Genomic DNA, 25907 nt, shown 5'->3' with positions numbered 1-25907 from the left:
CCGAGGTCGGCGCGGCGCACTGACCGGCGTGGCTGGGCCGTCGTCGGTCACCACCGGGTCTGGGGCGAGGTCGGCGCGGCGCACTGACCGGCGTGGCTGGGCCGTCGTCGGTCACCACCGGGTCTGGGGCGAGGTCGGCGCGGCGCACTGACCGGCGTGGCCGGACCGTCGTCGGCCACCGGCTGGGCCATGTCGCAGCCGGGTGACCGGCAGGGCACGGCGTAGGGGTCGCAAAGGCCACTCGTTCGGGGCCAATGCGGAATGTAGAGGACGAAACTGCAGGCCGGAGCCGCTAACGTCGTAACCGGCCGCAAGGAAAAGCCTGGCCGGCCCGCGGCGGATTCGCGGACCGGCCAGGCTTGTCGCAGATGGTGGTCAGGCGTTGAGCGCTGCCTCCGCCGCCGCCAGGAACATGTCGTTCTCTTCCCGGGTGCCGATCGTGACGCGCACACCGTCCGGCTGGAACGGGCGCACGATCACGCCACGGCTCTCGCAGGCCGCGCCGAACGCCGCGGACCGGTCGCCGAGCGGCAGCCACACGAAGTTGGCCTGGCTGTCCGGCACGTCGACGGAGAGTTTGCGCAGCCCTTCGGTGACCCGCTCGCGCTCGGCCGTGACCAGGCCGCAGCGGCGGACCACCTCGTCCTCCTGGGCGAGCGCGGCGAGGGCCGCGGCCTGCGCCACCAGGCTGGTGGAGAACGGGGTCAGCACCTTGCGCACGGCCGCGGCCACCTCCGGCTGGGCGACCAGGTAACCCATCCGCAGGCCGGCCAGGCCCCAGGCCTTGCTCATGGTGCGCAGGACGACGACGTTGTGACGGTCCGCGTACGTCTCCAGCGCGTCCGGCACCTCGGGGTCGGTGACCAGCTCCCGGTACGCCTCGTCGAGCACCACCAGCACGTCCGACGGCACCGACGCGAGGAAGCGGTCCAGCTCCGGCTTGCGCAGCGCGGTGCCGGTCGGGTTGTTCGGGTTGCACACGAAGATCAGGCGCGTCCGGTCGGTGATCGCCGCGGCCATCGCGGTGAGGTCGTGCCCGTGGTCGCCGGTGTTCGGCACGCGGACGCTGGTCGCGCCGGCGCCGGCCGCAATGATCGGGTACGCCTCGAAGGAGCGCCAGGCGTAGACGACCTCGTCGCCCGGCATGCAGGTGGCCTTGACCAGGATCTCGGCCAGCGCGACGGACCCGCAGCCGGTGACGACGCGGTCGGCGGCCACCCCGTAACGCCCGGCGAGCGCGTCGCGCAGCTGCAGAGCGCCCAGATCCGGGTAGCGGTGCATCTCCCGGGCCGCCTCGGTGACCGCCTCGACCACGCCGGGCAGCGGCCCGTACGGCACCTCGTTGCTGGCCAGCTTGATCGCCTCGGCGATGCCGAGCTCGCGGACCAGGTCGGCAACGTTCTTGCCGGGCACGTACGCCGGCAGCGCGTCCAGGTCGGCGCGGGTGAGGCGGGTCATTCGGGTCCTCCTGGGTTGTCGCCGCGCGGCGCGGCCTCGACGGTCGGTTGGGCGGCGCCGTGCGGGACCGCGACGACGACGGTGGACGCCGACCTGTCGTGCCAGCCCTGCCGCAGCCGCTGGTCGAACGTGGGGGAGAGCGAGTAGAGGAACTGCATCACGAACCCGACCAGGCACCACCAGAGCAGGGTCCACGCGCCGAGCGGGGCCCAGCGGCCGAGCGCGCGCCGGAACCCGATCGGGGCGGTGCTGTGCACCCCGACCACCTTGATCCCGACGATCATCTTGCCCAGGGTCTGGCCGCGGCCCGCGATCGCCGGCACCTCGTAGAGCATCCAGAGCAGGGTCGCGATCAGGATGATCGCCATCTGCAGCGTGGACATCCGGGCGGTGGGCTCGATCATGTCGGGCTCGACGTTCGCCCGGACCTGGTCCATGTAGTGCGTGAAGATCGGGTCGAAGTCCTGCCACCACTGGTAGGCGAACCAGCCGTTGACCACCACGTTGATCAGCAGGACGACGACGATGTCGATCAGCCGGGCGACCAGGCGCTGACCCAGGCCGGCCAGGGCCAGGCCGTGCGGGCGCGCCTCCGGCGCCGGGTAGAGGTAGGCGTGCGGTGGCTGCGGCCAGGCCTGCGGGTGCGGCATCGGCGGCTGGTGCCAGCCGGGATGCGGTTGCTGATAGCCCGCCGGGGGCGGCTGGAACGTCGCCGGGGGCTGCTGCCAGCTCGGCGGCGGCTGCTGCCAGCCCGCGGGAGGCTGCTGCCAGCCCGCGGGAGGCTGCTGCCAGCCGGGGGGCGGCTGCTGCCAGCCCGGTGGGGGTGCCGGTGGCTGGTGCCAGCCCGCGGGAGGCTGAGCCCCGGGCGAGGCCCAGCCCTGCTGCGGCGGCGGGTACTGCCCGGGCTGGGGCAGTTGGGCCGGCGGCGGTGTCGCCGGGGGCTCCGCCTCCACCGGCGGCGGCCCGTCCGGCGGGACCGCGTCGGCCGGGATGGCTTTGCCCAGCCAGCCCTCACCGTCCCAGTAACGCTGGGTGCTGGTGTCAGCCGGGTCCTTGTACCAACCCGCGGGAAGGGAACTCATGCGCAAACCTTTACCACGTATGCCTGACGGTTCCCTGCGCGCCCAGCGTCCTGACGGACGTCACAGGTTGCCGCGCCGCTCCTGCTCCCGCTCGATGGCCTCGAAGAGCGCCTTGAAGTTGCCCTTGCCGAAACCGAGGGAGCCGTGCCGCTCGATCAACTCGAAGAATACGGTGGGGCGGTCCTGCACCGGGGCCGTGAAGATCTGCAACAGGTATCCGTCCTCGTCCCGGTCGACCAGGATGCGCCGCTTCTTCAGCTCCTCGATCGGCACGCGGACCTGGCCGATCCGGGCGCGCAGCTCCGGGTCGTCGTAGTACGAGTCCGGTGTGTTGAGGAACTCCACGCCGGCCCCGCGCATCGCGTCGACCGTGGTCAGGATATCGTTGGTGGCGAGGGCGACGTGCTGGGCGCCCGGGCCGCCGTAGAACTCCAGGTACTCGTCGATCTGCGACTTGCGCTGCGAGATGGCCGGCTCGTTCAGCGGGAACTTGACCTTGCGGGTGCCGTCCGCGACGACCTTGGACATCAGCGCGGAGTAGTCGGTGGCGATGTCGTCGCCGATGAACTCGGCCATGTTGGTGAAGCCCATGACCCGGCGGTAGAACTCGACCCACTCGTCCATCTTGCCGAGCTCTACGTTGCCGACGACGTGGTCGACGGCTTGGAAGAAGCGCTTCGGGCGGACGGCGACGATCGGTTCCCGGGCCACGAAGCCGGGCAGGAACGGGCCGTCGTATCCGGAGCGGTCGATCAGGGAGTGGACGGTGTCGCCGTACGTCGCGATCGCCGCCATCCGCACGGTGCCGTTCTCGTCCTTGAGGTCGTGCGGTTCGGTCACCCCGCGGGCGCCGGTCGAGGTGGCGTGCCGGTACGCCGCGTCGACGTCCGGGACCTCGATGGCGATGTCCGAGATGCCGTCGCCGTGCTTCGTCACGTGCTCGGCGCCGGGGGCTCCGGCGTGCACCATGCCGGTCAGCACGAACTTGGCGCCCCCGCTGACCATCACGTACTCGGCGTGGTCGCGGAAGCCCTGCTCGGGGCCGCGGTACGCGACGCAGCGCATGCCGAACGCGGTGGAGTAGAAGTGGGCGGCCTGCCGGGCGTTGCCGACCAGGAAGCGCAGGTGGTCGACGCCCTTGACGGGGAAGGCATCGGGGGTGCGGGTCTCGGGTTGCATCGTCCCTCCGGTCACTACGGGTACCGCCTCGTGAGCGGCGCGTCCTCGGCCGAGGTTGACGCAGGTCACACCGATGGGCAAGAGTCGCCGAAAGCGCTGGTCAATCTGTGCAATACGTAGAGAGGTAACCCGGGATGACCGAGCATTCTGTGCAGCTCGACGAGCTCGACGCGCGGCTGATCGAGTTGCTCGCGGCCGAGCCGCGGATCGGTGTGCTCGAGCTCTCCCGGCGGCTCTCGGTGGCCCGCGGCACGGTCCAGGCGCGGCTCGACAAGCTGACCGCCCGCGGGGCGATCAAGGGGTTCGGGCCCGAGGTCGTACCGGCGATGATCGGCTTCGGGGTGATGAGCTTCGTGACCCTGGAGATCAGTCAGCGGTACGGGCACGACGCGGTGGCCGGCCATCTGGCCGAGATTCCCGAGGTCCTGGAGGCGCACACGATCACCGGCAGCGGCGACCTGTTGTGCCGGATCGTGGCCCGCTCGAACGCCGACCTGCAGCGGGTGATCGATCAGATCGTGGGCTACGAGGGGATCACGCGGGCGCACACGATCATCGCGCTGGCCGAGCTGATCCCGTACCGGACGGTGCCACTCACCAAGGCCGCAACTCGGATATAAGCCCACGACACGGGCTTTCTACGCTCGCGGGGCTTGTGGATCGAGGTCATTAGTGTGCGCGCATGGCCTCGGGCACCTGGAAGGGAGTCACGCTGGTCGCTGCCGTCACGGTCACCGTGCTGGCCTCGACCGGGGTGTGGAACCCGTTCCCACAGCTGTGGGAGTGGGTCAGCACGAGCGGGCCGGTCGCGCCCGGCACCCGCTGGCAGCAGCGGCTCGGCGGCACGCCGCAGAGCATCTCGGTGGTCGGCGAGTCGGTGGTGGTCGAGTACCGGACGTCGGTGGAGGCGTACAACCTGACCACGGCGGTGAAGACGTGGCAGTCCGACGCGGACTGGGCCGTGACCGCCGGGCAGGGCAGCGACGCGGTGGTGGTCACCGGACGGCTGCTCACCAAGGGTTATCAGGTGCTGGACGCGCGGACCGGCACGGTGAAACGGTCGGACACCGAGGCGAGCGCGGTGTGGGCGTACCAGAACGGGATCGTCGACCTGCACTGCGCGGGCGACGACTGCCGGCTGACCGCGTGGGATCCGCGGGCCGGGACGCGACTGTGGTCGGCCGAGGCCGGCGGGATCGGTTTCGTGCTGCACGCGGCGAACCCGGACCTGCCCGACTCCCGCCGGCTCGGCACCGGCGACGTGGACGACGACGCGGCCGGGCCGGCGATGATGCCCGGGCTGCTGGGGCTGCCGGACAACGGGAAGGTGCGGGTGATCGACACGGCTACCGGCAAGCTCGTCCAGACCCTGCAGAGCGGCCCGGACCAGCGGATCGCCGTGGTCGGTGGCCGGGTGCTGACGATCACCGGGACCGCCAAGGACGGCACCTGTTACTACGGCGTGGTGGCCACCTCGCCGCCGAACAACCGCACGGTCTGGAAGCGGGACGGGCTCAACCTGCGGACCGCGGAGAGCGACTGCAAGCAGGACCGCGACCCGGCCGGTGGGTACGACGTGGTGCTCGGCGTCGATCCGTACGGCCGGCAGGAGCTGATCAACGCGTCGGACGGACGCATCCTCTGGTACGGCGACAAGTCGGCCGAGGTGCTGGCCGTCGACGACCGGTATGCCGTCATCCGCACCGGTGACACGCTGCGCGGCTGGTCGTTCGCGCGGGGCAAGGCGGTATGGGGGCAGAACGGGCGGGAGAAGGCGGGGGCGATGGTCACGCCGTACGCGGTGATCGTCGTCTCTCCCGGACGGGTGACCGCGCTGAATCCGACCAATGGGACGGTAAAGGCGGAAGTGCGCACGGAGTCGAAGGTCTTCACCGCCGCACCAGGTGGTTTGATCTTGGTTTCCGGGCGTGACATGGCCTATTTGCCCTACAGCTGACACGCCGACAGGCGCGTATGCCGGGTGCGGGTTCGCATCGCCCCGGGCCGCTGGCCTAGGCTTGCCGCTCATGAGCAGAGGCGCCGCTTTCACCTACTCGCCGCTCTTGCCGACCGGCGGCGACACCACTGAGTATCGCCTGGTCACCGACGAGGGCGTGGACGTCGTGGAGGGTCCGGGCGGCCGCCGTTTCCTGACCGTCGAGCCGGCGGCGCTGACCCAGCTGACCGCCGAGGCGATGCACGACATCGCCCACTACCTGCGGCCGGCGCACCTGGCCCAGCTGCGCGCGATCATCGATGACCCCAAGGCGTCGCCGAACGACCGGTTCGTCGCCCTGGACCTGCTGCGCAACGCGAACATCGCGGCCGGCGGCGTGCTTCCGATGTGTCAGGACACCGGCACCGCGATCGTGATGGGCAAGCGCGGCCGGCATGTGCTCACCGACGGGCTCGACGAGGAAGCCATCGCGCTCGGCGTCTACCAGGCGTACACGCGGCTCAACCTGCGTTACTCGCAGCTCGCCCCGCTGACCATGTGGGACGAGAAGAACACCGGGTCGAACCTGCCGGCCCAGATCGAGCTCTACGCCGAGGACCCGAACGGGCACCCGGACGCGTACAAGTTCCTGTTCATGGCCAAGGGCGGTGGCTCGGCCAACAAGTCTTACCTCTACCAGGAGACGAAGGCGCTGCTCAACCCGCAGCGGATGATGCAGTTCCTGGACGAGAAGCTGCGGCTGATCGGCACGTCGGCCTGCCCGCCGTACCACCTGGCGATCGTGATCGGCGGCACCAGTGCCGAGCACGCGCTGAAGACGGCGAAACTGGCCAGCGCGAAGTACCTGGACAACCTGCCCACCGCCGGCTCGATGCTCGCGCACGGCTTCCGCGACCTCGAGCTGGAGGCCGCGGTGCTGGAGCTGACCCGCGACTTCGGGATCGGCGCCCAGTTCGGCGGGCGGTACTTCTGCCACGACGTGCGGGTGGTCCGGCTGCCCCGGCACGGCGCGTCCTGCCCGGTCGCGATCGCGGTCTCCTGCTCGGCCGACCGGCAGGCGGTCGCCAAGATCACGCCGTCCGGCGTGTGGCTGGAGCGGCTGGAGACCGACCCGGCGCGCTTCCTGCCCGACGTCGACCTCACCGAGGAACCGGTCGTCCGGATCGACCTCAACCGCCCGATGGCCGACATCCGTGCGGAGCTCAGCAAGTACCCGGTGAAGACCCGCCTGTCGCTGACCGGCCCGCTGGTCGTGGCGCGCGACATCGCGCACGCCAAGATCGCCGAGCGGTTGGACGCGGGCGAGCCGATGCCGGATTACCTGCGCGATCACGCGGTCTACTACGCCGGCCCGGCCAAGACCCCGGAGGGTTACGCGTCCGGCTCGTTCGGCCCGACCACGGCCGGGCGGATGGACTCCTATGTGGAGAAGTTCCAGGCTGCGGGCGGCTCGATGGTGATGCTGGCCAAGGGCAACCGGTCACAGCAGGTCACCAACGCCTGCAAGACCCACGGCGGCTTCTACCTCGGGTCGATCGGCGGCCCCGCGGCCCGCCTCGCGCAGGACTGCATCCGCCACGTCGAGGTGCTGGAGTTCCCCGAGCTCGGCATGGAGGCGGTCTGGAAGATCGAGGTCGAGGACTTCCCCGCGTTCATCGTCGTCGACGACAAGGGCAACGACTTCTTCGCCGAGGTCACCAAACCGATGCTGAGCATCGGCAAGCGCTGAAAGATTTCCGGTACGGCATTTTCGCCGCCCGTCCACAGGCGACACGACCCACGCCCGCCCGTACCCACGCGAGCTCCGCCTGCGGTTCGGGCGGAGCTCGCGGGCTGCGGGCGGTGGGACTGCGCGGGCTGCTCGCCTGGTGGACGGGTTCGTTGCTCTGACCGTGCCCACCCACGGACGTCGCCCTGGAGGGCTGAGCGTTCTGGGCGCCCCGCGCCCTGCTCGGCCCGGAAGGGTCCCCGCGGGAGCGACGGTCTGTACCCCGGCGGACCGAGGACAGGAAGATCTTGAAGTTGATCCTCGGGGGTCAGGCGCAGTAGCCGGCGACGGGGCTCAGCCACTCGGCGAGCTGGGGTTTCAGCGTCTTGTCGAGGTCCGCGGTGGTCTTGATGTTCTTGATGTACTTGAGGTCCTTGGCGCTCGTCTCGAACTTCACGGCGGACGTCTCGCCCGCCTGCTTCAGCTCGGGATTCTGCGCGACGCTGGTCTCCTTGCGGATCTGCGCACCGGCCGACTGCAGCTCGGCCGCGGCCGACTTCTCCGCCTTGACGACGTCGTCGGTCTGCTTCGCCTCCTTGTACGCGATCATCTTGCCGATCGCGGTGCCGAAGTCGTCCAGCTCACCGGTGAAGATCTTGTCCAGCTTCCCGCAGATCAGCGCGGTGTCGGCCGAGTAGTCCGGCGGCGGGGACGTGGTGGCGGACGGCGCCGGGGCGCCGGCGTTGTAAACCTGCGCATCGCTCTCGCAGGCGGCACCGGTCAGCAGCACGCCGCCGGCAAGCACGGCCAGGATGGCGGGTCGCATGTCGTCGATCCTCTTCGTCGGGGGCAGAGCGCGGGGGTGATGAGCCCCGCCCGACGGTACGTTCCGTTCCGGCTCGCGTCCAACCGAGAGTGATCGCCGGAAATACGAACAGCCCGCTCACGGTAACCGTGAGCGGGCTGAACGCCCCCGTGATCAAAAGCTCTGGCCGCCCCGTCGCGTTCTGGGGGCGATGTGGAAGCATCGGCGGCGGAACGGCTCTGAGGTGACTCTGCGGTAACCCACTCTCGTTCCGCTGTCGATCCACTCTCGCCGGTCGGTTAGTCTCGATGCCCGCACAGGGAACGGGGTGACTACTGTGCGCTACCGCATCCTGGGCCCACTGTCCGTCACCGTGGCCGGACAGTCCGTGGCCGTCACGGCGGGTCGTGACCGAGTCGTGCTCGCGATGCTGCTCGTCAATCCGAATCGGATCGTCGGCGCGGGTGAGCTCATCGACGCGTTGTGGGGCAGTGCCCCGCCGGTGACCGCCCGCGGGCAACTGCAGTCATGTATATCGCGTTTGCGACGAATCCTACCGGACGGGGCGATCCTTACCGATCGAGCGGGTTATGGCATCCGGGTCGGCCCGGATGATCTGGACTCGGAGGTTTTCGCCCGTTCGGTGGAGCGGGCCCGGGCGTCCGGCGACCGGGCGCAGTTCCGCTCGGCGCTGGCCGTGTGGCGCGGCCCGGCCTGCGCCGAGCTGGACGTCCCGGCGCTGCGGCAGGCCGCCGCCGCGCTCGACGAGCGGTACGCCCTCGCCGTCGAGGACTGGGCCGACCTCGAACTGGACGCCGGCAACGAGCGGGAGCTCGCCGGTGAACTGGGCGTCTTCGTCGAGCGGTTCCCGCTGCGGGAGCGGCTGCGCGGGCAGCTGATGCTGGCCCTGGCCCGGTCCGGCCGGCAGGCGGACGCGCTCGCCGAGTTCCGCCGGGCGCGCCAGCTGCTCGCCGACGAGCTGGGCATCGAACCCGGCGAGGAGCTGCAGAAACGGCATCGCGAGGTGCTCAACGGGGAGGTCGGCGCGCAGACCCGGGAGGCCGGCCAGGTGCGGTGCCTCCCGCGTACCGTCGGCGACTTCACCGGCCGCGCCGAGCAGGTCGAGCGGCTGGCGGCCGAGATCTCCGGCGCGACCGGCCCGATGGTGGCGGTGATCGACGGGATGGCCGGCAGCGGCAAGACGACGCTGGCCCTGCACGTGGCCGCGCTCGCCGGTGACCGCTACCCGGACGCGCACCTCTACGTCGACCTGCAGGGCCACAGCGAGCGCGACCCGGTCGAGCCGGCCGAGGCGCTGCTGGTGCTGCTGCGCCAGCTCGGGCTCAGCGCGGCTGAGATCCCGGCCGCGCCGGTGGACCGGATCGGCCGGTGGCGGACCGAGCTGTCCCGCCGCCGGGCGCTGGTCGTGCTGGACAACGCGGCCGCCAGCGATCAGGTGGCCGAGCTGCTGCCGACCGCGCCGGGCAGCCTGGCGCTGGTCACCAGCCGGCGGCGGTTGTCCGGGCTCGACGGGGTCCGGGTCGAGTCGCTGCCGATGCTCTCCCCGGAGGAGGCGGTGGCGCTGCTGGAACGGATCGCCGGGGAGCGGGTGCGGGCCGAGCCGGCGGCGTCGGCCGAGGTGGTCCGCCGCTGCGGGTTCCTGCCGCTGGCGGTCCGGCTGGCCGGTGCCCGCCTCGCGCACCGTCCGCGCTGGCGCGTGTCCGACCTGCTGCGGCGGCTGGGCGAGGCGGCGCTGCCCGAGCTGGCGGCCGAGGACCGGACCGTGACGCGGGCGTTCACGCTGACCTACCGGCAGCTCCGGGAGCCGCTGCGGCGCGTGTTCCGGCTGCTCGGGGTGTTCCCCGGGGTGGAGTTCGACGTGCTCGCGGTGGCCGCGCTGGCCGATCTGGCCGAGGGTGCCGCCGCCGACATGCTGGACGACCTGGTCGACGTGCACCTGATCGAGGAGCCGGAGCCCGGCCTGTTCCGCATGCACGATCTGATGCGGGAGTTCGCCCGGACGCTCGCCGCCGAGCTGCCGGAGGAGGACCGGTCGGCCGCCCTTGTCGCGGTGCTCGACTTCCAGCTGCACGCCGTGGCGGCCGCGAACCTCGGCAGCTACCGGCCGGTCCTGCAGCGGGATCTCCGGTCGCCCGGCCCGGCCCGAGCCGATCTGCGGGTGCCGGACCCGGTCGCGCGACTCGAGCGTGAACGTCCGAACCTGATCAACTTCGTCGCCGCGGCGATGGCCGCGGGCCGCACCGACTACGCCTGGCGGATCCCGCGCGCGGCCTGGTACCCGTTGTTCTACCGGGGCTACACCGACGACGTCCGGGAGCTGCACCTGCTGGCGCTGCCCGCGGCCGAGGCGTCCGGCGACCGGTCCGCGATCGCCACCGCGGCGAACTATCTCGCCTCGGCGTACGGCCGGGGCGGCCAGATCGACAAGGCCGCGGGCTTCCTGCGGATGTCCATCCGGCTGCGCACCGAGCTCGGCGAGCTCGGCGCCAGCGCGCAGGGCTTGGCCAATCTGGGCAACATCTACTACACCCAGGGCCGTCTCGTGGAGGCGGTCCAGGTGCTGCGGCAGGCGCGCCGGATGCAGCTGCGGGCCCGCCTCCCGGAGCGCAGCGACATGATCAACATGTCGGCTCTGCTGGTCAACACCCTCACCCAGCTGGGGCGCTACGAGGAGGCGCTGCGGCACGCCCGGGCCTGGCTGGCCTCGACGATCGACGACCGGAACGACGGCATGATCGGCAGCGCGCTGCTACTGCTGCAGCGGCTGCGCGTACGGCACGGCACGATGACGCCGGCGACCGCCCACCGGTACATCGACGTGGCCGTGCGGGTGATGGAGCGGGCCGGTTACCAGGCCGGTCTGGCCGACGCCGGTAACGACCGCGCGTGGCTGCACCGGATCGAGGGCCGCTATCCCGAGGCGATCGCCGAGCACCACCGGGCGCTGCGGGCCATCGCGCCCGTCAACGATCCGCTGCACGAGTCGGTCTACCGCTGCGACCTCGCGACGACCCTGCACGCGTCCGGGGATGTGCCGGCCGCCCGTGCGATGTATCGGACGGCACTCGGCATCGCGCGACGGCTGCAGTCGCCGTACCACGTCGCGCGGGCCCTCAGCGGCCTCGCCGCCTGCCTGGAGCCGGGGGACCCGGAGGCCGGGCGGCTCCGGGCCGAGGCCGGTGAACTGTTCGAGCGGATGGGCGTGCCACCGCCCCGGTCCCGGATCGACGATCGGATCGGGATCACATCCGCCGCGCGGTGATCAGAGGGAGGATGGTCCGGTGACGAACGATGTGAGTGGTTACCGGATCGAACGCGACACGATGGGCGAGGTGCGTGTCCCCGCCGACGCCCTCTGGCGGGCGCAGACCCAGCGCGCGGTGGAGAACTTCCCCATCTCCGGGCGCGGCCTGGAGCCGTCGCACATCCACGCCCTGGCCCGGATCAAGGGCGCGGCGGCGCAGGTCAACGCGGAGTTGGGGGTGCTCGACAAGGAGTTGGCGGACAGCATCGCAACCGCGGCCGCGCACGTGGCCGACGGCGGTTACGACGACCAGTTCCCGATCGACGTCTTCCAGACCGGCTCGGGCACCTCGTCGAACATGAACGCCAACGAGGTGATCGCCACCCTGGCGTCCCGGGCACTGGGCCGGCCGGTGCACCCGAACGACCACGTCAACGCGTCCCAGTCCAGCAACGACGTGTTCCCCTCGTCGATCCACCTGGCCGCCACCGAGGCGGTCGCCAACACCCTGATCCCGGCTCTGGACCACCTGGCCGGCGCGCTGCGGGCGAAGGCGGAGAGCTGGTCGGGTGTGGTCAAGAGCGGCCGCACGCACCTGATGGACGCCACCCCGGTCACTCTCGGACAAGAATTTTCCGGGTACGCCCGGCAGGTCACCAACGGTGTCGAGCGGCTCACCGCGACCCTGCCCCGGCTCGGGGAGCTGCCGCTGGGCGGCACCGCCGTGGGCACCGGGGTGAACACCCCGCCCGGGTTCGCGCCGAAGGTGATCGAGCTGCTCCGGCAGCAGACCGGCCTGCCGCTGAGCGAGGCGCGCGACCACTTCGAGGCGCAGGGCGCACGCGACGCGCTGGTGGAGGCGTCCGGGCAGCTGCGGGTGGTGGCGGCCGGCCTCTACAAGATCGCCAACGACATCCGCTGGATGGGCTCCGGCCCGCGCGCCGGGCTGCGCGAGCTGCGTCTGCCCGACCTGCAGCCGGGCTCGTCGATCATGCCGGGCAAGGTCAACCCGGTGGTGCCCGAGGCGGTCCGGCAGGTCGCCGCGCAGGTGATCGGCAACGACGCGACGGTCGCGTTCGCCGGCACCCAGGGTGACTTCGAGCTGAACGTGATGCTCCCGGTGATGGCCCGCAACGTGCTCGAGTCGATCCGGCTCCTGGCCGCGGTGGCCCGGCTCTTCGCCGACCGCTGCGTCATCGGCCTGGAGGCGAACGAGGACGTCGCCCGGGGTTACGCCGAGGGTTCGCCGTCGATCGTCACACCCCTCAACCGCTTCCTGGGGTACGACGAGGCGGCCGCCATCGCGAAGCAGGCGCTCGCCACCGATCGGACGATTCGCGACGTGGTCATCGAACGCGGGCACGTCAGCTCGGGCACCCTAACCGAGGAGCAGCTCGACCAGGCGCTCGATGTTCTGAAGATGACACGCCCGTAAAATAGACAGCCCTCGACCTTGCGCTCAGCGACCTTTCTCGATGGGATGCGGAGATCTATTTCTTTGGGGGAGGAAGCGCATTCCATGAGAAGACGCCTCACTGTCGGAGCCGTCGTCACCTTGACGGGTCTGGCGTTCCTTACCACGGTCCCAGGCTCCGCCCAGGCGGAGCCGACGGCCGTCACCGACTACACGGTCGTGGCCGCCGACGGAGTCTCCGCCACGGATGCGACGGCGGCGATCAAGGCCGCCGGCGGCACCGTCGTCAGCGGTAACGACGCCGTCGGCGTCTACCGGGTGACCTCGACCGACGCGAAGTTCGAGAGCAAGGCGACGGCCTCGGCCGAGCTGATCGGCGCGAGCGAGCGCAAGGCCATCGGGTATTCGCCGAACGGCGTGGAGAAGGTCGAGAAGGGTCTGACGTCCAAGGGCGGCAAGGGCGGCCACGGCCCGGCCAAGGCCGACCCGCTGGACGACAAGCTCTGGGGCCTGTCCATGATCAAGGCGGACAAGGCTCGCAAGATCGAGAAGGGCGACAAGGCCGTCACAGTCGGCGTGCTCGACACCGGCCTGGACGCCTCGAACCCGGACCTCGCGGCCAACTTCAACCGTCGGCTCTCCAAGAACTTCGCGCCCGACATCGTCGACATCGACGGCCCGTGTGAGGTGGCGAGTTGCCTCGACCCGGCCGGCACCGACGACGGCGGGCACGGCACGCACGTGGCCGGCACGATCGGCGCCGCGCTCAACGGCGTCGGCGTCTCCGGCGTCGCGCCGGACGTCAGCCTGGTTGAGCTCAAGGGCGGCCAGGACTCCGGGTACTTCTTCCTCGACCCGGTCGTCAACGCCCTGACCTACGCCGGTGACAAGGGCATCGACGTGGTCAACATGTCGTTCTACGTCGACCCGTGGCTCTACAACTGCACGGCCAACCCGGCCGACAACCCCGAGCAGCAGGCCGAGCAGAAGGCGATCATCACGGGCATGAAGCGGGCGCTGAACTATGCCCACGCCCGCGGGGTGACCATGTTCGGCGCGCTCGGCAACAACCACGAGGACCTGGGCAAGCCGCGCACCGACGTCTCCAGCCCGGACTACGGCGGCGACCCGTACTCGCGGCCGATCGACAACTCGTCCTGCTGGGACCTGCCGGTCGAGGGCCCGCACGTGATCGGCGTCTCCGCGGTCGGCCCGTCCACCCGCAAGGCGGACTACTCCAACTACGGCCTGGAGCAGATCTCGGTCGCGGCGCCGGGCGGGTTCGCTCGCGACGGCTTCGGCACCGACACCTACAACACGCCGGGCAACCGCATCCTCTCCACCTACCCGCTGAAGGTGCTGCAGGAGGAAGGGCTGGCCGACGAGGCCGGCAACATCACGGCGGCCGGCGAGGGCCTGGCCTTCAAGGACTGCACCAAGGTCGGCAAGTGCGGCTACTACACGTACCTGCAGGGCACCTCGATGGCCACGCCGCACGCGGCCGGGGTCGGCGCCCTGATCGTCAGCCGGTACGGCGTCCCGGACCTTCGCCGGGGCGGCAAGACCCTCGCGCCGGACCTGGTCGAGCAGATCCTCTACCGCACGGCGGCCGAGCACGAGTGCCCGACGCCGCGTCTGGTCAGCTACGCCCAGGAGGGGCGGTCGGCCGAGTGGGACGCGCTCTGTGAGGGCGGGAGGAACTTCAACGGGTTCTACGGCTACGGCATCGTCGACGCGTACGCGGCGGTCGGCGGCCGCTGAGTAGGGCGTTGAAGTGTCGGACGACCGGGGCGGTCATTCGATCGCCCCGGTCGGTACCCTTGTACGGTGACTCTGCGCTTGTATGACACCGCGACCCGATCGGTCAGGGACTTCGTCCCGTCGACGCCCGGTCAGGTGGGGATCTACCTGTGTGGCGTCACCGTGCAGTCCTCCCCGCACATCGGCCACCTCCGCTCGGCCGTGAACTACGACGTGCTGCGCCGCTGGCTGCTGCACACCGGCCTGGAGGTGACGTTCATCCGCAACGTCACCGACGTGGACGACAAGATCCTGCAGAAGTCGCTGGAGCAGAACCGGCCGTACTGGGCGATCGCCTACGAGAACCGCTTGCTGCTCGACCGCGACTACCACGCTCTGAACGTGTTGCCGCCCACCTACGAGCCGCTGGCCACCGGGCACATCACCGAGATGCACGACCTGATCACCGCGCTGATCGAGGGCGGGCACGCCTATCCGGCCGCGGGCGGCAACGGCGACGTCTACTTCGACGTCCGCTCCTTCCCGGAATACGGTGCGCTCTCCGGCCAGAAGCCCGACGACATGCGCCCCGCCGAGGACGCGCCGGAACGGGACAAGCGCGACCCGCGCGACTTCGCGCTCTGGAAAGGCGTCAAGGCCGACGAGCCGCAGGATGCGTACTGGCCGTCACCGTGGGGCCGCGGCCGTCCCGGCTGGCACATCGAGTGCTCCGCGATGGCCCGTCGCTACCTCGGTGACGAGTTCGACATCCACGGCGGCGGTCTCGACCTGACCTTCCCGCACCACGAGAACGAGCTGGCCCAGTCCAAGGCGGCCGGCCTCGGCTTCTCCCGGTTCTGGGTGCACCACGCCCTGCTCAACCTGGGCAAGTCCAAGATGAGCAAGTCGCTGGGCAACGTCATCGACCTGGAAGCCGTGGTCGGGTCCGGGATCCGCCCGGTCGAGCTGCGCTACTACCTGGGCAGCCCGCACTACCGCTCCCGCATCGACTACACCGACGAGGCGCTGCAAGAGGCCGCCGTGGCGTACAAGCGGATCGAGGGCTTCGTCCACCGCGCCGCCGAGGTCGTCGGCCCGGGCCGCCCCAAGGCGGTCCCGCCGGCGTTCGCCGAGGCGATGAACGACGACCTGAACACTTCGGCCGCGCTCGCGGTCGTGCACGACACGATCCGCGAGGGCAACACCGCCCTGGCCGCCGGGGACGAGCCGGCCATCCGCGGCGCGCTGACCGCGGTCCGGGCCATGCTCGGCGTGCTCGGCCTCGACCCGCTCGACGAGGGCTGGGGCGGCGGCGAGGGCGGCAACGATTTGAAGCCGGTGGTCGACGGTCTCGTCGCGCTGGCGATGGAACAGCGGGCGCAGGCCCGTGCACGGAAGGACTGGGCGGCCGCCGATCAGATGCGGGACCAGCTCAAGAACGCGGGTATTCAGGTGGAGGACACTCCGGCCGGTCCGCGCTGGACGGTAGGAGAGCAGCACTGATGCCGGGTAATTCATTCAACGCGAGTAAGCGGACGACCTCGAAGAAGGGGGCGTCGGGCGGCTCCGGCGGCAAGAACCGTGCCAGTCTCAAGGGCCGGGGCAAGACGCTGCCCGCCGACGAGCGCCCCTGGCACAAGGGTTACTCGGGCACCGAGAAACTGCCCGAGAAGACCGCGCGCAAGCAGGACAAGGAGCGCCGCGCCGCGGCCGCCGAGGGCCGCGCGCCCAAGGTCGGCCAGCCCGGCACGAAGGACACCACGTGGGGTCGTGGCGGCGGTCGCGCCCCCGGCATCACCCGGACCCAGACCACTCGTGGCAGCGGCGGCCGGGCGGCCGGTCCGCGTGGCCCGCGGGTTGCGCCCGGGCGCCGGTCCAACCCGACCAAGGAAGGGCCCGAGCTGCTGCTCGGCCGCAACCCGGTGGTCGAGGCGCTGCGTGCGCTGGTGCCGGCGACGGCGCTCTACGTGGCGCAGGGCATCGACATCGACGAGCGGGTGGCCGAGGCCGTCCGGACCTCCGGCGACCGGGGCATCCCGATCCTGGAGATCAGCCGCAACGAGCTGGACCGGCTGACCGGCGGAGTCCTGCACCAGGGCATCGGCCTGCAGGTTCCGCCGTTCGCCTACGAGAACTTCGACGACCTGGTCGCCGCCGCTCTGGAGCAGACCGCGCCGCTGCTCGTCGCTCTGGACGGGATCACCGACCCGCGCAACGTGGGCGCGGTGATCCGGTCGGTGGCCGCGTTCGGCGGGCACGGCGTCTTCATGACCGAGCGGCGGGCCGCCGGCATCACCGCGACCGCGTGGCGCACCAGCGCCGGTGCGGCCGCCCGGGTGCCGGTCTCGCAGGTGGTCAACCTGACCCGAGCGATCAAGTCGGCGCAGAAGCAGGGCTTCACCGCGATCGGCCTGGACGCGGACGGCGAGACCGACCTCTACCAGCTCGAAGCCGCGGTCGGTCCGCTGCTGGTGGTCGTCGGCTCCGAGGGCCGCGGTCTGTCCCGCCTGGTCGGGGAGACGTGTGACCTGCGGGTGAGCATCCCGATGGCCTCCGACGTCGAGTCGCTGAACGCCAGCGTCGCTGCCGCGGTCACGCTGGCCGAGGTGTCCCGCCGCCGCTCGCTGGCCTGACCTGCGTCGATCCGGCCGGTGCGAGGCCGGCCGGATCGACGACCGCGGTCGGCACCAGCTGCCACGTCACTTCGCCCAGCGACAACTGATTCACGATCAAGAGACGGCCATCCTCGTACGGAGGGTGGCCGTCTTTCATGCCGAGGGACTCAGCCCGAACGTGACCCGGTAGTCGCAGGCGCCCTTGCAGGACATCGTGGCCGAGTCGTCGAAGGCGTACGAGTACGCGTACGGCTCCGCCTTCTTGAACACCTGCGTGTAGTCGACCTTCCACTTGGACGGCACGCACTTCTCCCGCCCGGCCCAGGCGCCCCGGCAGCAGGTCTCGTCGGTGTTGAACGCCGTGCACGGGTTCTTGCAGGCCACGGTCGATCCGCCCGTGGTCACCCGCATCGCGGCCGGGCAGTCGACCGGCTTGGCGCAGCCCTGCTGGGAGCAGCCCTCGGCGCTCACCGGATCCTTGGTGACGGTGTGGAAGATATTGATCCACATCGGCAGGTTCGAGCCGTCGACCATGCTCACGTCGTAGAAGTCCATGCCACCCCATGCGTCGAGGGCGAACTCGGCCAGCGTGGTCGGCGCCGGGTCGGGCTGCACGCACTTCTCGCTGTCGGCGCAGTACCCGGAGAGGCAGACGTTCCGCCCACTCCCGTCGGTCCTGCAGCCGGCCCGCGCCCAGATCCGGCCACCCCACCCGGTCGGCAGTTTCACGCTGGTGGACTCGCCCGGGGCGAGCGTCCACCGCGTCTTCGCGATCGGGTGCTCCTTCTGCTGGGTGGCCGCGACCCAGAGCGTCTGCTGGGTGGCGTTCACGATCGTCACCGTGTGCGCACCGGCGGCGTGCACCGGGACGGTACTCTTCGCCGGCGCCTTCGAGGTCTTCGCCGGCGACGGCTTGGCGCTGCTCGGCGTGACCGCGCTGGGTGACACCGGCGCGGGCGCCGACTCGCCGGTGGTCGTGACGGCCGGCGTCGTCGCCTCGGCCACCGGGACCGTCGCCCCCTCACCGCCGGTCGAGCACCCCACCAGGGATGCGACCAGCAGCGCTGTCGCCAGCGCGGCGACGCTCCGGGTCCACTTCGTGCCCGGCCTTGCCACTCTGCCCACTTCTACCGTCCCTCGTCGGCGTGCCCCTGCCCTACAGGAGAGCGCCCCGGAGGCCCCCGGATAACACAAACCCGGACTGCCTCCCGGATTCGTGCCACGACCGTCGGGGAGCCGACCTGACCGGCATGAATCTTTTAGGTTTCTCCACAGCGGAGCGCCACGACGACCCGGTGGCACGCCAGCACCCTCAACCCGAAACGGCCGTTCACGGGGATGGCCGTTTCGGGTCCCGAGCCAAAGCCCACCCACAGCCAAGCAACGAAAATCCTGTGGGTTCAAGCCAAGCCAAAGCCCCCGCAGCCAAAGCAACGCGAGCGTCCGTGGGTTCAAGCCAAGCCAAAGCCCCCGCAGCCGAAGCAACGCAAGGTCCCTGGGTTGAAGCCAAGCCAAGCCCACCCGCAGCCGAAGCAACGCGAGGTTCCTGGGTTAAAGCCCACCCGCAGCCGAAGCAACGCGAGGTCTGTGGGTTTGAGCCAAGCCAAAGCCCACCCGCAGCCGACCGTAACGCGGGGGTCCGGGGGCTCGGCCCCCGGGCTAGCAAAGCGAAAGACCCCGGTCCGCGCTCCCCGCGGACACAGACACCCGTCCTTGAGCCCCCACTCGGGCTCGAACCGAGGACCTCCCGTTTACAAGACGGGTGCTCTAGCCAACTGAGCTATGGAGGCGCGGAGCTCAGCATAACGTCCTCAAAACGGATCGCCATCTTGGCAGGACTGTTAAAACCAAATACGGTGGCGGGGCTGTTCCTTCTACTCGGATCGTCCGGCACGTTCCTGCCGGTGGAAAGGAAGTCGATTCACCATGGCTACCGTCACGTACGAGAAGGCCTCCCGGATCTACCCGGGCTCTGAGCGTCCCGCGGTCAACGAGCTGAACCTCGAGATCGGCGACGGCGAGTTCCTCGTCCTGGTCGGCCCGTCCGGTTGTGGTAAGTCCACCAGCCTGCGCATGCTCGCCGGCCTGGAGGATGTCGACCGCGGCCGCATCCTGATCAACGACAAGGACGTCACGCACCTCCCGCCGAAGTCCCGTGACATCGCGATGGTGTTCCAGAACTACGCGCTCTACCCGCACATGACGGTGTACGAGAACATGGCGTTCGCCCTGAAGCTGCGCAAGACCCCGAAGGCGGAGATCGACCGCGCGGTGAAGGAGGCCGCCGGCCTGCTTCAGCTCGAGGAGTACCTGTCCCGTAAGCCGAAGGCGCTCTCCGGTGGTCAGCGTCAGCGTGTCGCGATGGGTCGCGCGATCGTCCGTCAGCCGCAGGTGTTCCTCATGGACGAGCCGCTGTCGAACCTTGACGCGAAGCTCCGCGTCCAGACCCGTTCGCAGATCGCCACGCTGCAGGCGAAGCTCGGTGTCACCACCGTCTACGTCACGCACGACCAGGTCGAGGCCATGACGATGGGTCACCGGGTCGCGGTCATGCTGGACGGCGTGCTGCAGCAGGTGGACACCCCGCGGGCGCTCTACGACACCCCCGGCAACGTCTTCGTCGCCGGCTTCATGGGCTCTCCGGCCATGAACATCAAGACGGTCAAGCTGAGCGAGGCCGGCGCGCACTTCGGTTCGCTGGCCGTTCCGCTGACCCGCGAGCAGGTCGCCGCGGCGTCCGGTGGTGACGGCAAGGTCACCGTCGGTTTCCGTCCGGAGGCCGCGGAGATCGTGACCGACCAGGTCGGCGCGCTGCCGATCGTCGTCGACCTGGTCGAGGACCTCGGCTCGGACGCGAACGTCTACGGTCACTCGGACCTGGAAGGCGCTCAGGAGCGCTTCGTGGTCCGGACCGAGCGTCGTTTCATGCCGTCGATGGGTGAGACCGTCTACGTCAAGCCGAACCCGGAGGCGATCCACGTCTTCAACGCCGGCTCCGGCATCCGCATCTGAACCAGCGTCTGAACGAAAGGGCCGCCCGGCGACGGGCGGCCCTTTTCGCGTCTGCTCCCGGCTGGTTCTGCGGGGTGTTGCCCGGCCCGGCCGACACCCCGCAGAGCCGGCCGATGACCGCGAGCCGCGTGCGCGGGCCGGGGAGTGCGGCGGTCGCGGGCCGATGGTCCGGCGCGCGGGTGCCTGGGCTTCAGCCGGCGAAGCGGGTGACGACGAAGTCTTTCTCGGCGACGCAGGCCAGCACGGACGCGTTCCACGCGCAGGTGCCGCTGCGCACGTCCCGCAGCAACCCGAGCTGGACCGGCTCGTCGCCGGGGTGCACGCCGACCAGTGTCCGGTCGCCGACCGAGGTGGACAGGGTGTCGGAGAACTGCAGGACGTTGCCGGCGTCGAGGCGTACCGCGGCGCCGGGTGTCGCGGACCAGACCGGTTCGCCGTTCACGTCGAAGAGGGTCGTGGTGTCGTCCGCGACGGCGAGCACCGCGTCACCGACCGGGACCAGTGTCTCCGCACCGGCTGCGGGCCGGCGCCACGCTTCCCGGTGCTTCTTCAGGTCGTATGCGACGACCTGCGCCTTGTCCCGGGCGTAGCCGGCCGTCTCGACGAAGCAGATCCGTTCGCCGCCGCACGGCGTCAGCGCGTCGACCTGGGCGTCCTTGGGCGCGGTGTAGAGGATGGCGGGTTCGGCGGTGGCGAGTTCGGCCAGGTCGTAGGCGAGCAGCCGGTCGGTGCCGGACTCCTCGACGAAGAGCCGGCCATCGTGCGCGACCATCTTGTCGCTGGTGTAGGCCACGTCGGCGCGGGGTTTGCCGACCGTGCCGGTGCCGAGGTCGATCACCCGTGCCGAACGGTCGCCGGCGATCTGCACAACCTGATCGTCATCGGTCAGCTCGGGTTCGAACGGTCGTCCGCGGGAGCCGGCCGGGCCGGTCAGGCCGGCGGGCGTGGTCACGTCGAGGACGGTGCTGGAGGCCGAGCCGTCCGGGTTGGCGGACTGCCAGCGCTCCTCGCCGGTGGCGAGGTCGAGACCGTGCAGCGCACCCTGCTGACGGTCCACGACCAGGACCACGCCGTTGCCGAAGTGCACGGTGTCGGAGCTGCCCAGACCGTACTCCCAGCGCAGTTTTCCGGTTTTGCCGTCGAGGATCACCAGGCGTGCGCGGCTCGTCGTGTAATCCGGGTCGGAGATCAGCGCGACGGCGTCCGGCAGGGCGATCATCTGGGCCCAGCCGCGCGCGACACCGGCCGGCTGGCTGGTCCACGCGGCGCGCTTCGCGTCGATGTCGAAGGCGGTCACACCGACCTGGCCCTGCGCGTCGACGCCGGCGAAGTAGGCGCGGTCGCCGAGCACCTCGGCGTCCGACCAGCCGGACGTGATCGGCGCGACCGGCTGCAGCCGGGTGACTTCTTGCAGCGGCTGGAAGTCGAGAGCCGGGAAGTCCGGCCGGAGCACGAGGGCGGCGGTCACGCCGAGGGCCACGGCCACCGCGAGGGCGCTGCCACCCCAGATCCAGAGCCTTTTCCGGTACGACGCGGGGCCGCCCCCGGGCTCGGCCGGAAGGTAGGCGGGCACGGTCGCGGCCGGCGGGTCCATCGAGTACGGCAGCGGGGTGCCCGAGGCCCGGGCCTGCGCCTCACCTTCGGCCCAGGGGTCGACGGGCGTCGCGTACTCCGGGGTGTGCGGCACGGTCGGCGGGGTGGGTGCCGGGGCCGCGGCAGCGGCGGTGCCCGTGGCGTACGCCAAATTGTCCTGGTCTTGATTTTGGGGCTCGGAGCCGGGCATCGTCGTCGCCTCCACCGTCGTGGTTCCGGCCCGCCATGCTACCGAGCCGGTGCGCGCCATCCCCGGCCGCTCACGAGCAGAAATGGTGCTGACGCCGGACTTACCCGTGGCTAGGGTGTCGCCATGCGCATCGAACGCGTGACCGCCGCGGAGGAGATCGACCGAGCGGCCGATCTCTTCGACGAGCCGCTGCTGCCCGAGGCGACCCGGCGGTTCCTCAGCGACCCGACGCACCATCTGCTCTTGGCCTACGACGACGCGGACCGGCCGGTCGGGATGATCTCCGGCGTCGAGACGACGCACCCGGACAAGGGCACCGAGATGTTGATCTACGAGCTGGCCGTCGCGCCGATCGCCCGGCTCCAGGGAATCGGGTCGGCGCTGGTCGGGGCGCTGGCCGAGCTGGCCCGGAAGAACGGGTGTTACGGCATGTGGGTGGCGACCGAGCTGGACAACGTCGCCGCGCAGGCCACCTACCGGTCGGCCGGCGCCTCCGATCAGACCACGTTCACGCTGCTGAGCTGGGATCTGCTGGCCGAGTCGCCGGGCCAGACGTAGGGCAGGTGGTCCGGCACGTCCCCGAAGATCGGGCGGTAGAAGTCCGGGTCCTTGCGGATCAGCGCCGACCGGTGGCTGCGGTGCAGTTCCTCGTCGCCGAGCCAGGCCGGCAGCGCGACGACCCGGGCCAGCTCCGGCTGGGTCCGGACAGTGCCGATCCCGGTACGTTCCCGCAGGTCAGCGACGAGCGTCCCGGCGCACGTGTCGGCGTGACCGGTGGCCGTCCACACCTCGCACATCGCCAGGCCGTAACGGACCAGGGCCTCCTCGTACCCGCGCCACATCCGCACCGCCGGGTGGTGCCGCCATCCGTAGCCGGGCACGGTCAGCCCGCGCAGCACCTGGATCGTCTCCACCCGCTGTTTGCCGAGCCGTTTCTGGTCCAGGACCTTCGCGCTCGCCAGGAAGTCCGGGTACGGCAGAAAGGTCTGCATCGACGCAGTTTGCCCGGCTGAAAGGTGCTGAAACGCCGAGGAGCGCGCGCCCGGCCGGGCACGCGCTCCTGGTCCGGGGTGGCTCAGCGGGTCGTCAGGCCCTCGACCGGCTCCTCGAGCAGACGCGGGTCGTCCGACGCCTTGGTGTACGGCGCCTCGGAGGGCGCGGCCGAGGCCGGGGCAGCCGAGGCCGGGGCAGCCGAGGCCGGGGCAGCCGAGGCCGGGGCCACCGAGGACGGGGCGACCGACGACGGCGCGACGGAGACCGGCGCCTCGGCGGACGGCATGACGGCGGACGGGGTCACCACGGACGGGACGTCCGCGGACGGCGAGACCATGCCGGGCCGGGCCGCGGTCGACGAGTACGGCGAGGCCCCCGGCGCGGGGCTGCCCGTGGCGTCCGCCTCCGGGAGCAGGTCGGCCGCGGCGACCGGCGAACCGCCGAGCGGCATCCCGGTCAGGTCCTGCACGAGCCCGGTCCGGGCCGGTGCGCTCTCCGTCGTGCGGCTGCCGTCCGGGAGGAGACCGCCGACGATCGGCAGGCGGCCGACCAGCGGCAGGCGTACCGAGCCGGTGTTCGTGTCGGTGAGCGGGACGCCGGCCGTCTTCGGCATCTCGGTCCCGACCACGTCGGCGGCCGGGAGGGTGCTCAACCGGCTGCTCTCCGGGCGGTCCTCGGGCCGGTTGGTGCGGCCCGCCTTGACCGGGAAGAGCTGCTGGTCGCCGCGGGACACGGTGAGCAGCGGCTCGCGGCCCAGCGGGTCGGTGCCGATCGGGCTGGACAGGCGCAGACCGTTGGTGTCGGCCAGCACGTTGCCGATCGCGCTGGTGTACGGCGTGACCGCATCGGCCGCTCCGGGCCGCTGGGGGGACGCCTGGGCGGGCGCGGCCCCGAGGAAGAGGAGCCCACCGGCGATCACTCCGGCTCCGGCATACCACAACTTACGCACTGATTTTCTCCCGACCACTTCGGACGATGAATTGCTGGAATACCCACCAACTCGGACGAATGGTGTCGGATGGGGCAACGGGCGTCCCCACCAGGCGGTAACGGCTGACTACGATTCGTGAACGTGAGTGCCTTGATCCCTTCCGACGCTGACAACCGTCCCCACCTGGTCGTCTGCGGCGCCGATGCCCTGGTGTGGACACTCGCCGAGGAGTTGGCGAATTCCCGCCATCGGATCAGGCTCACCGTGATCACTCCGCACAAGATCCGCGCCGATGTCCCGGATCTGCGGACCCTGGAAGCGCGCGGCGTCGAGCTGCGGCACGCCGAGCGGCTCGACGAGCAGACGTTCCGCGACGCCGGGCTGGCCGGGGCGGCCGCGCTCGCCCTCGTCATGCCGGACGACATGGTCAACCTGCACGCCGCGCTCTGCGCCCGCGAAGTGGAGGAGAAGCTGCGGGTCGTGGTCCGGATGTTCGCCACCGGACTGGCCGGCAGCGTGAGCCGGATCTTCCCCGACAGCGTGGTGCTCTCCGACGCGCAGATGGCCGGGCCGGCGTTCGTCGCGGCGGCGCTCGGCGAGGTCGCGCCGACCCACTTCCGCCACGGCGACCGTACGCTTTACGTCGCCCACCGCGCCGACGTGCCGGCCCACCGCGTGATGGTCACCCTGGCCACCGCGACCGGCGACGAGGTGACCGTGCTCCCGGCCGAGCCGGCGTCGAGCGCAGCCGGGGCCGACGATCTGGTGCTGGCCCAAGCGGTCGGGACCTCGGCCGAGGGCGACGTGACCCGTCGCCTGCTGGCCCGCTCCGGCCGCCGGCGCCGCCCGTTCACCGCGTTCGCCCGCGCGCTGCGGGCCGCGCTCAACCGCAAGCTCGGCGTCGCCGTCCTGATCACCCTGGTGACGACGGTGCTGGCCGGCGCGGTGCTGAACGTCTGGGACGACACCCACCACAACCTCTGGCAGTCGATCTACGTCACGCTGATGACCGCGGTCGGCGCGTCCGATGTGGAGGACAAGCGCAACGCCGTCGCGCAGGCCGCCCAGCTGGTGCTGACCGTCGCCGGGCTGGCCCTGCTCCCGCTGATCACGGCGGCCGTGGTCGACGGCATGGTGAACGCGCGGCTCGCGCTCAGCCAGGGGCGGCTCACCGGGCAGTTGCGCGACCACGTCGTGCTGGTCGGGCTCGGCAACGTCGGCACCCAGGTGCTGCGACAGCTGCACGACCTCGGCGTGCGGGTGGTGGCGATCGATCGGCACGCCGGCGCGCGCGGCGTGAAGTCCGCCCAGCGCCGCGGCATCCCGGTGATCGTCGGCGACGCCTCCCGGGAGGAGACATTGCAGGCGGCGCAGCTCGCGACCTGCCGCGCACTGGTCGTGGTCTCCACCAACGACCCGGTGAACCTGCAGGCGGCACTGCACGCCCGGGCCATCCGTGACGACCTGCGGGTGGTGCTGCGGCTCTTCGACGACGACTTCGCGCAGCGGATCGGGGCGGCCTTCGACATCAGCACGTCCCGCAGCGTGTCCCGGCTCTGCGCGCCGGTGTTCGCCTCAGCCCTGGTGGAACGCAACGTGCACGCGAGCATCCCGGTCGACCGGCACGTGCTGCTGGTCGGCACGGTCACCGTGCTCGACGGGTCCGAACTGGACGGTGCGCTGCTCAGCGACGTCGACGAGCCCGGGCAGGCGCGGGTGATCGGGATGTCGGCCGCCGGCCAGGAGTGGATCGACTGGCGGCCGGACCCGCGGCGGGTGCTCGCCGGGGGTGACCGCGTGCTGGTGGTCGCCCGCCAGCGGGCGCTGCGGGCCCTTACCGGTTAGACCGCGTCCGGCCGGACGCGGTCTAACTGGACGTTTTAATAACGTTAGGTGAGTTATCGGAGGGTTGAGAACACGCAATCTCGGCTACGGCTGGCCGATACGCCCGAATCAACCCTTTCG

The 25907-nt window shown here is 70.9% G+C and carries 19 protein-coding genes and 1 tRNA gene; 11 read left to right on the top strand and 9 right to left on the bottom strand.

Features of this window, described 5'->3' with window-relative positions:
• Nucleotides 1-375 precede the first annotated feature (375 nt).
• The 3 genes from hisC to hppD are packed head-to-tail and all read right to left on the bottom strand — an operon-like array spanning nucleotide 376 to nucleotide 3719.
• Nucleotides 376-1458: a histidinol-phosphate transaminase gene (gene hisC / locus ACH442_RS45095; protein ID WP_396344351.1), complete on the bottom strand. Its 1083-nt coding sequence runs from the start codon at nucleotides 1456-1458 to the stop codon at nucleotides 376-378.
• Nucleotides 1455-2540, bottom strand: coding sequence for an RDD family protein (locus ACH442_RS45090; RefSeq protein ID WP_396344350.1), 1086 nt, complete (start codon nucleotides 2538-2540; stop codon nucleotides 1455-1457). Before ACH442_RS45090 ends, hisC begins: the two co-directional genes overlap by 4 nt.
• A 60-nt stretch (nucleotides 2541-2600) precedes the next feature.
• Nucleotides 2601-3719 (bottom strand): 4-hydroxyphenylpyruvate dioxygenase, encoded by a 1119-nt coding sequence (gene hppD / locus ACH442_RS45085; RefSeq protein ID WP_396344348.1) that lies wholly within the window; start codon nucleotides 3717-3719, stop codon nucleotides 2601-2603.
• Between the two features lie 134 nt (nucleotides 3720-3853).
• On the opposite strand from hppD, the gene ACH442_RS45080 reads away from it, so the two are divergent.
• The 3 genes from ACH442_RS45080 (at nucleotide 3854) to ACH442_RS45070 (ending at nucleotide 7405) form a co-directional block, all read left to right on the top strand.
• On the top strand, nucleotides 3854-4339 hold the full coding sequence (locus ACH442_RS45080; RefSeq protein WP_396344347.1) for an Lrp/AsnC family transcriptional regulator: 486 nt from the start codon (nucleotides 3854-3856) through the stop codon (nucleotides 4337-4339).
• A gap of 62 nt (nucleotides 4340-4401) precedes the next feature.
• A complete protein-coding gene (locus ACH442_RS45075) occupies nucleotides 4402-5676 on the top strand; it encodes a hypothetical protein (protein WP_396344346.1) in 1275 nt (424 codons plus the stop codon).
• Nucleotides 5677-5746: 70 nt separating this feature from the next.
• Complete coding sequence (locus ACH442_RS45070; RefSeq protein ID WP_396344345.1) at nucleotides 5747-7405, top strand: fumarate hydratase; 1659 nt, start codon at nucleotides 5747-5749, stop codon at nucleotides 7403-7405.
• Between the two features lie 307 nt (nucleotides 7406-7712).
• On the opposite strand, the gene ACH442_RS45065 is transcribed toward ACH442_RS45070, so the two are convergent.
• Entirely contained in the window at nucleotides 7713-8210 is a 498-nt protein-coding gene (locus ACH442_RS45065; RefSeq protein ID WP_396344344.1) for a hypothetical protein, read from the bottom strand.
• 307 nt (nucleotides 8211-8517) lie between these two features.
• Here ACH442_RS45065 and ACH442_RS45060 point away from each other — a divergent pair, with 307 nt between their 5' ends.
• From ACH442_RS45060 to rlmB, 5 genes are all read left to right on the top strand, one after another.
• Entirely contained in the window at nucleotides 8518-11472 is a 2955-nt protein-coding gene (locus ACH442_RS45060; RefSeq protein ID WP_396344343.1) for a BTAD domain-containing putative transcriptional regulator, read from the top strand.
• A gap of 61 nt (nucleotides 11473-11533) precedes the next feature.
• Nucleotides 11534-12889, top strand: a complete 1356-nt coding sequence (locus ACH442_RS45055) for a class II fumarate hydratase (protein ID WP_396344372.1) — start codon at nucleotides 11534-11536, stop codon at nucleotides 12887-12889.
• Nucleotides 12890-12973: 84 nt separating this feature from the next.
• The gene (locus ACH442_RS45050; RefSeq protein WP_396344342.1) at nucleotides 12974-14629 is read left to right on the top strand and encodes a S8 family serine peptidase; all 1656 of its coding nucleotides are present in this window, start codon (nucleotides 12974-12976) and stop codon (nucleotides 14627-14629) included.
• 66 nt (nucleotides 14630-14695) lie between these two features.
• A complete protein-coding gene (gene cysS, locus ACH442_RS45045) occupies nucleotides 14696-16111 on the top strand; it encodes a cysteine--tRNA ligase (protein WP_396344341.1) in 1416 nt (471 codons plus the stop codon).
• Nucleotides 16111-17241: a 23S rRNA (guanosine(2251)-2'-O)-methyltransferase RlmB gene (gene rlmB, locus ACH442_RS45040; RefSeq protein ID WP_396344340.1), complete on the top strand. Its 1131-nt coding sequence runs from the start codon at nucleotides 16111-16113 to the stop codon at nucleotides 17239-17241. Before cysS ends, rlmB begins: the two co-directional genes overlap by 1 nt.
• A 135-nt stretch (nucleotides 17242-17376) precedes the next feature.
• Here the strand turns inward: rlmB and ACH442_RS45035 are convergent, their stop codons facing one another.
• Together ACH442_RS45035 and ACH442_RS45030 are read right to left on the bottom strand one after the other, a co-directional pair.
• A complete protein-coding gene (locus ACH442_RS45035; protein WP_396344339.1) occupies nucleotides 17377-18339 on the bottom strand; it encodes a thaumatin family protein in 963 nt (320 codons plus the stop codon).
• 600 nt (nucleotides 18340-18939) lie between these two features.
• Nucleotides 18940-19013, bottom strand: a tRNA-Thr gene (locus tag ACH442_RS45030).
• A 136-nt stretch (nucleotides 19014-19149) separates the two neighbouring features.
• On the opposite strand from ACH442_RS45030, the gene ACH442_RS45025 reads away from it, so the two are divergent.
• Nucleotides 19150-20235, top strand: a complete 1086-nt coding sequence (locus tag ACH442_RS45025; RefSeq protein ID WP_396344338.1) for an ABC transporter ATP-binding protein — start codon at nucleotides 19150-19152, stop codon at nucleotides 20233-20235.
• Nucleotides 20236-20425: 190 nt separating this feature from the next.
• On the opposite strand, the gene ACH442_RS45020 is transcribed toward ACH442_RS45025, so the two are convergent.
• A complete protein-coding gene (locus ACH442_RS45020; protein WP_396344337.1) occupies nucleotides 20426-22078 on the bottom strand; it encodes a PQQ-binding-like beta-propeller repeat protein in 1653 nt (550 codons plus the stop codon).
• Nucleotides 22079-22141: 63 nt separating this feature from the next.
• Between ACH442_RS45020 and ACH442_RS45015 the strand changes: the two genes are divergently transcribed.
• Nucleotides 22142-22576 carry a GNAT family N-acetyltransferase gene (locus ACH442_RS45015; RefSeq protein WP_396344336.1) on the top strand — a complete coding sequence of 145 codons (435 nt, stop codon included), beginning with the start codon at nucleotides 22142-22144 and terminating at the stop codon, nucleotides 22574-22576.
• Here the strand turns inward: ACH442_RS45015 and ACH442_RS45010 are convergent.
• Complete coding sequence (locus tag ACH442_RS45010) at nucleotides 22516-23010, bottom strand: MSMEG_6728 family protein (RefSeq protein ID WP_396344335.1); 495 nt, start codon at nucleotides 23008-23010, stop codon at nucleotides 22516-22518. The genes ACH442_RS45015 and ACH442_RS45010 overlap by 61 nt on opposite strands.
• A gap of 83 nt (nucleotides 23011-23093) precedes the next feature.
• On the bottom strand, nucleotides 23094-23960 hold the full coding sequence (locus tag ACH442_RS45005) for a hypothetical protein (RefSeq protein ID WP_396344333.1): 867 nt from the start codon (nucleotides 23958-23960) through the stop codon (nucleotides 23094-23096).
• Between the two features lie 123 nt (nucleotides 23961-24083).
• On the opposite strand from ACH442_RS45005, the gene ACH442_RS45000 reads away from it, so the two are divergent.
• Nucleotides 24084-25787, top strand: coding sequence for a potassium channel family protein (locus ACH442_RS45000; protein ID WP_396344332.1), 1704 nt, complete (start codon nucleotides 24084-24086; stop codon nucleotides 25785-25787).
• Nucleotides 25788-25907 lie beyond the last annotated feature (120 nt).

It is taken from the genome of Actinoplanes sp. NPDC020271 (assembly GCF_044388125.1).
Taxonomy (GTDB): Bacteria; Actinomycetota; Actinomycetes; order Mycobacteriales; family Micromonosporaceae; genus Actinoplanes.
This window is presented reverse-complemented; position numbering and strand designations above follow the sequence as displayed.

What these genes read in the sequence shown, in the direction of transcription:
- hisC (WP_396344351.1), bottom strand. Translation starts at nt 1,458, where the DNA reads ATGACCCGCCTCACCCGCGCCGACCTGGACGCGCTGCCGGCGTACGTG.
- ACH442_RS45090 (WP_396344350.1), bottom strand. Translation starts at nt 2,540, where the DNA reads ATGAGTTCCCTTCCCGCGGGTTGGTACAAGGACCCGGCTGACACCAGC.
- hppD (WP_396344348.1), bottom strand. Translation starts at nt 3,719, where the DNA reads ATGCAACCCGAGACCCGCACCCCCGATGCCTTCCCCGTCAAGGGCGTC.
- ACH442_RS45080 (WP_396344347.1), top strand. Translation starts at nt 3,854, where the DNA reads ATGACCGAGCATTCTGTGCAGCTCGACGAGCTCGACGCGCGGCTGATC.
- ACH442_RS45075 (WP_396344346.1), top strand. Translation starts at nt 4,402, where the DNA reads ATGGCCTCGGGCACCTGGAAGGGAGTCACGCTGGTCGCTGCCGTCACG.
- ACH442_RS45070 (WP_396344345.1), top strand. Translation starts at nt 5,747, where the DNA reads ATGAGCAGAGGCGCCGCTTTCACCTACTCGCCGCTCTTGCCGACCGGC.
- ACH442_RS45065 (WP_396344344.1), bottom strand. Translation starts at nt 8,210, where the DNA reads ATGCGACCCGCCATCCTGGCCGTGCTTGCCGGCGGCGTGCTGCTGACC.
- ACH442_RS45055 (WP_396344372.1), top strand. Translation starts at nt 11,534, where the DNA reads ATGGGCGAGGTGCGTGTCCCCGCCGACGCCCTCTGGCGGGCGCAGACC.
- ACH442_RS45050 (WP_396344342.1), top strand. Translation starts at nt 12,974, where the DNA reads ATGAGAAGACGCCTCACTGTCGGAGCCGTCGTCACCTTGACGGGTCTG.
- rlmB (WP_396344340.1), top strand. Translation starts at nt 16,111, where the DNA reads ATGCCGGGTAATTCATTCAACGCGAGTAAGCGGACGACCTCGAAGAAG.
- ACH442_RS45025 (WP_396344338.1), top strand. Translation starts at nt 19,150, where the DNA reads ATGGCTACCGTCACGTACGAGAAGGCCTCCCGGATCTACCCGGGCTCT.
- ACH442_RS45020 (WP_396344337.1), bottom strand. Translation starts at nt 22,078, where the DNA reads ATGGCGCGCACCGGCTCGGTAGCATGGCGGGCCGGAACCACGACGGTG.
- ACH442_RS45015 (WP_396344336.1), top strand. Translation starts at nt 22,142, where the DNA reads ATGCGCATCGAACGCGTGACCGCCGCGGAGGAGATCGACCGAGCGGCC.
- ACH442_RS45010 (WP_396344335.1), bottom strand. Translation starts at nt 23,010, where the DNA reads ATGCAGACCTTTCTGCCGTACCCGGACTTCCTGGCGAGCGCGAAGGTC.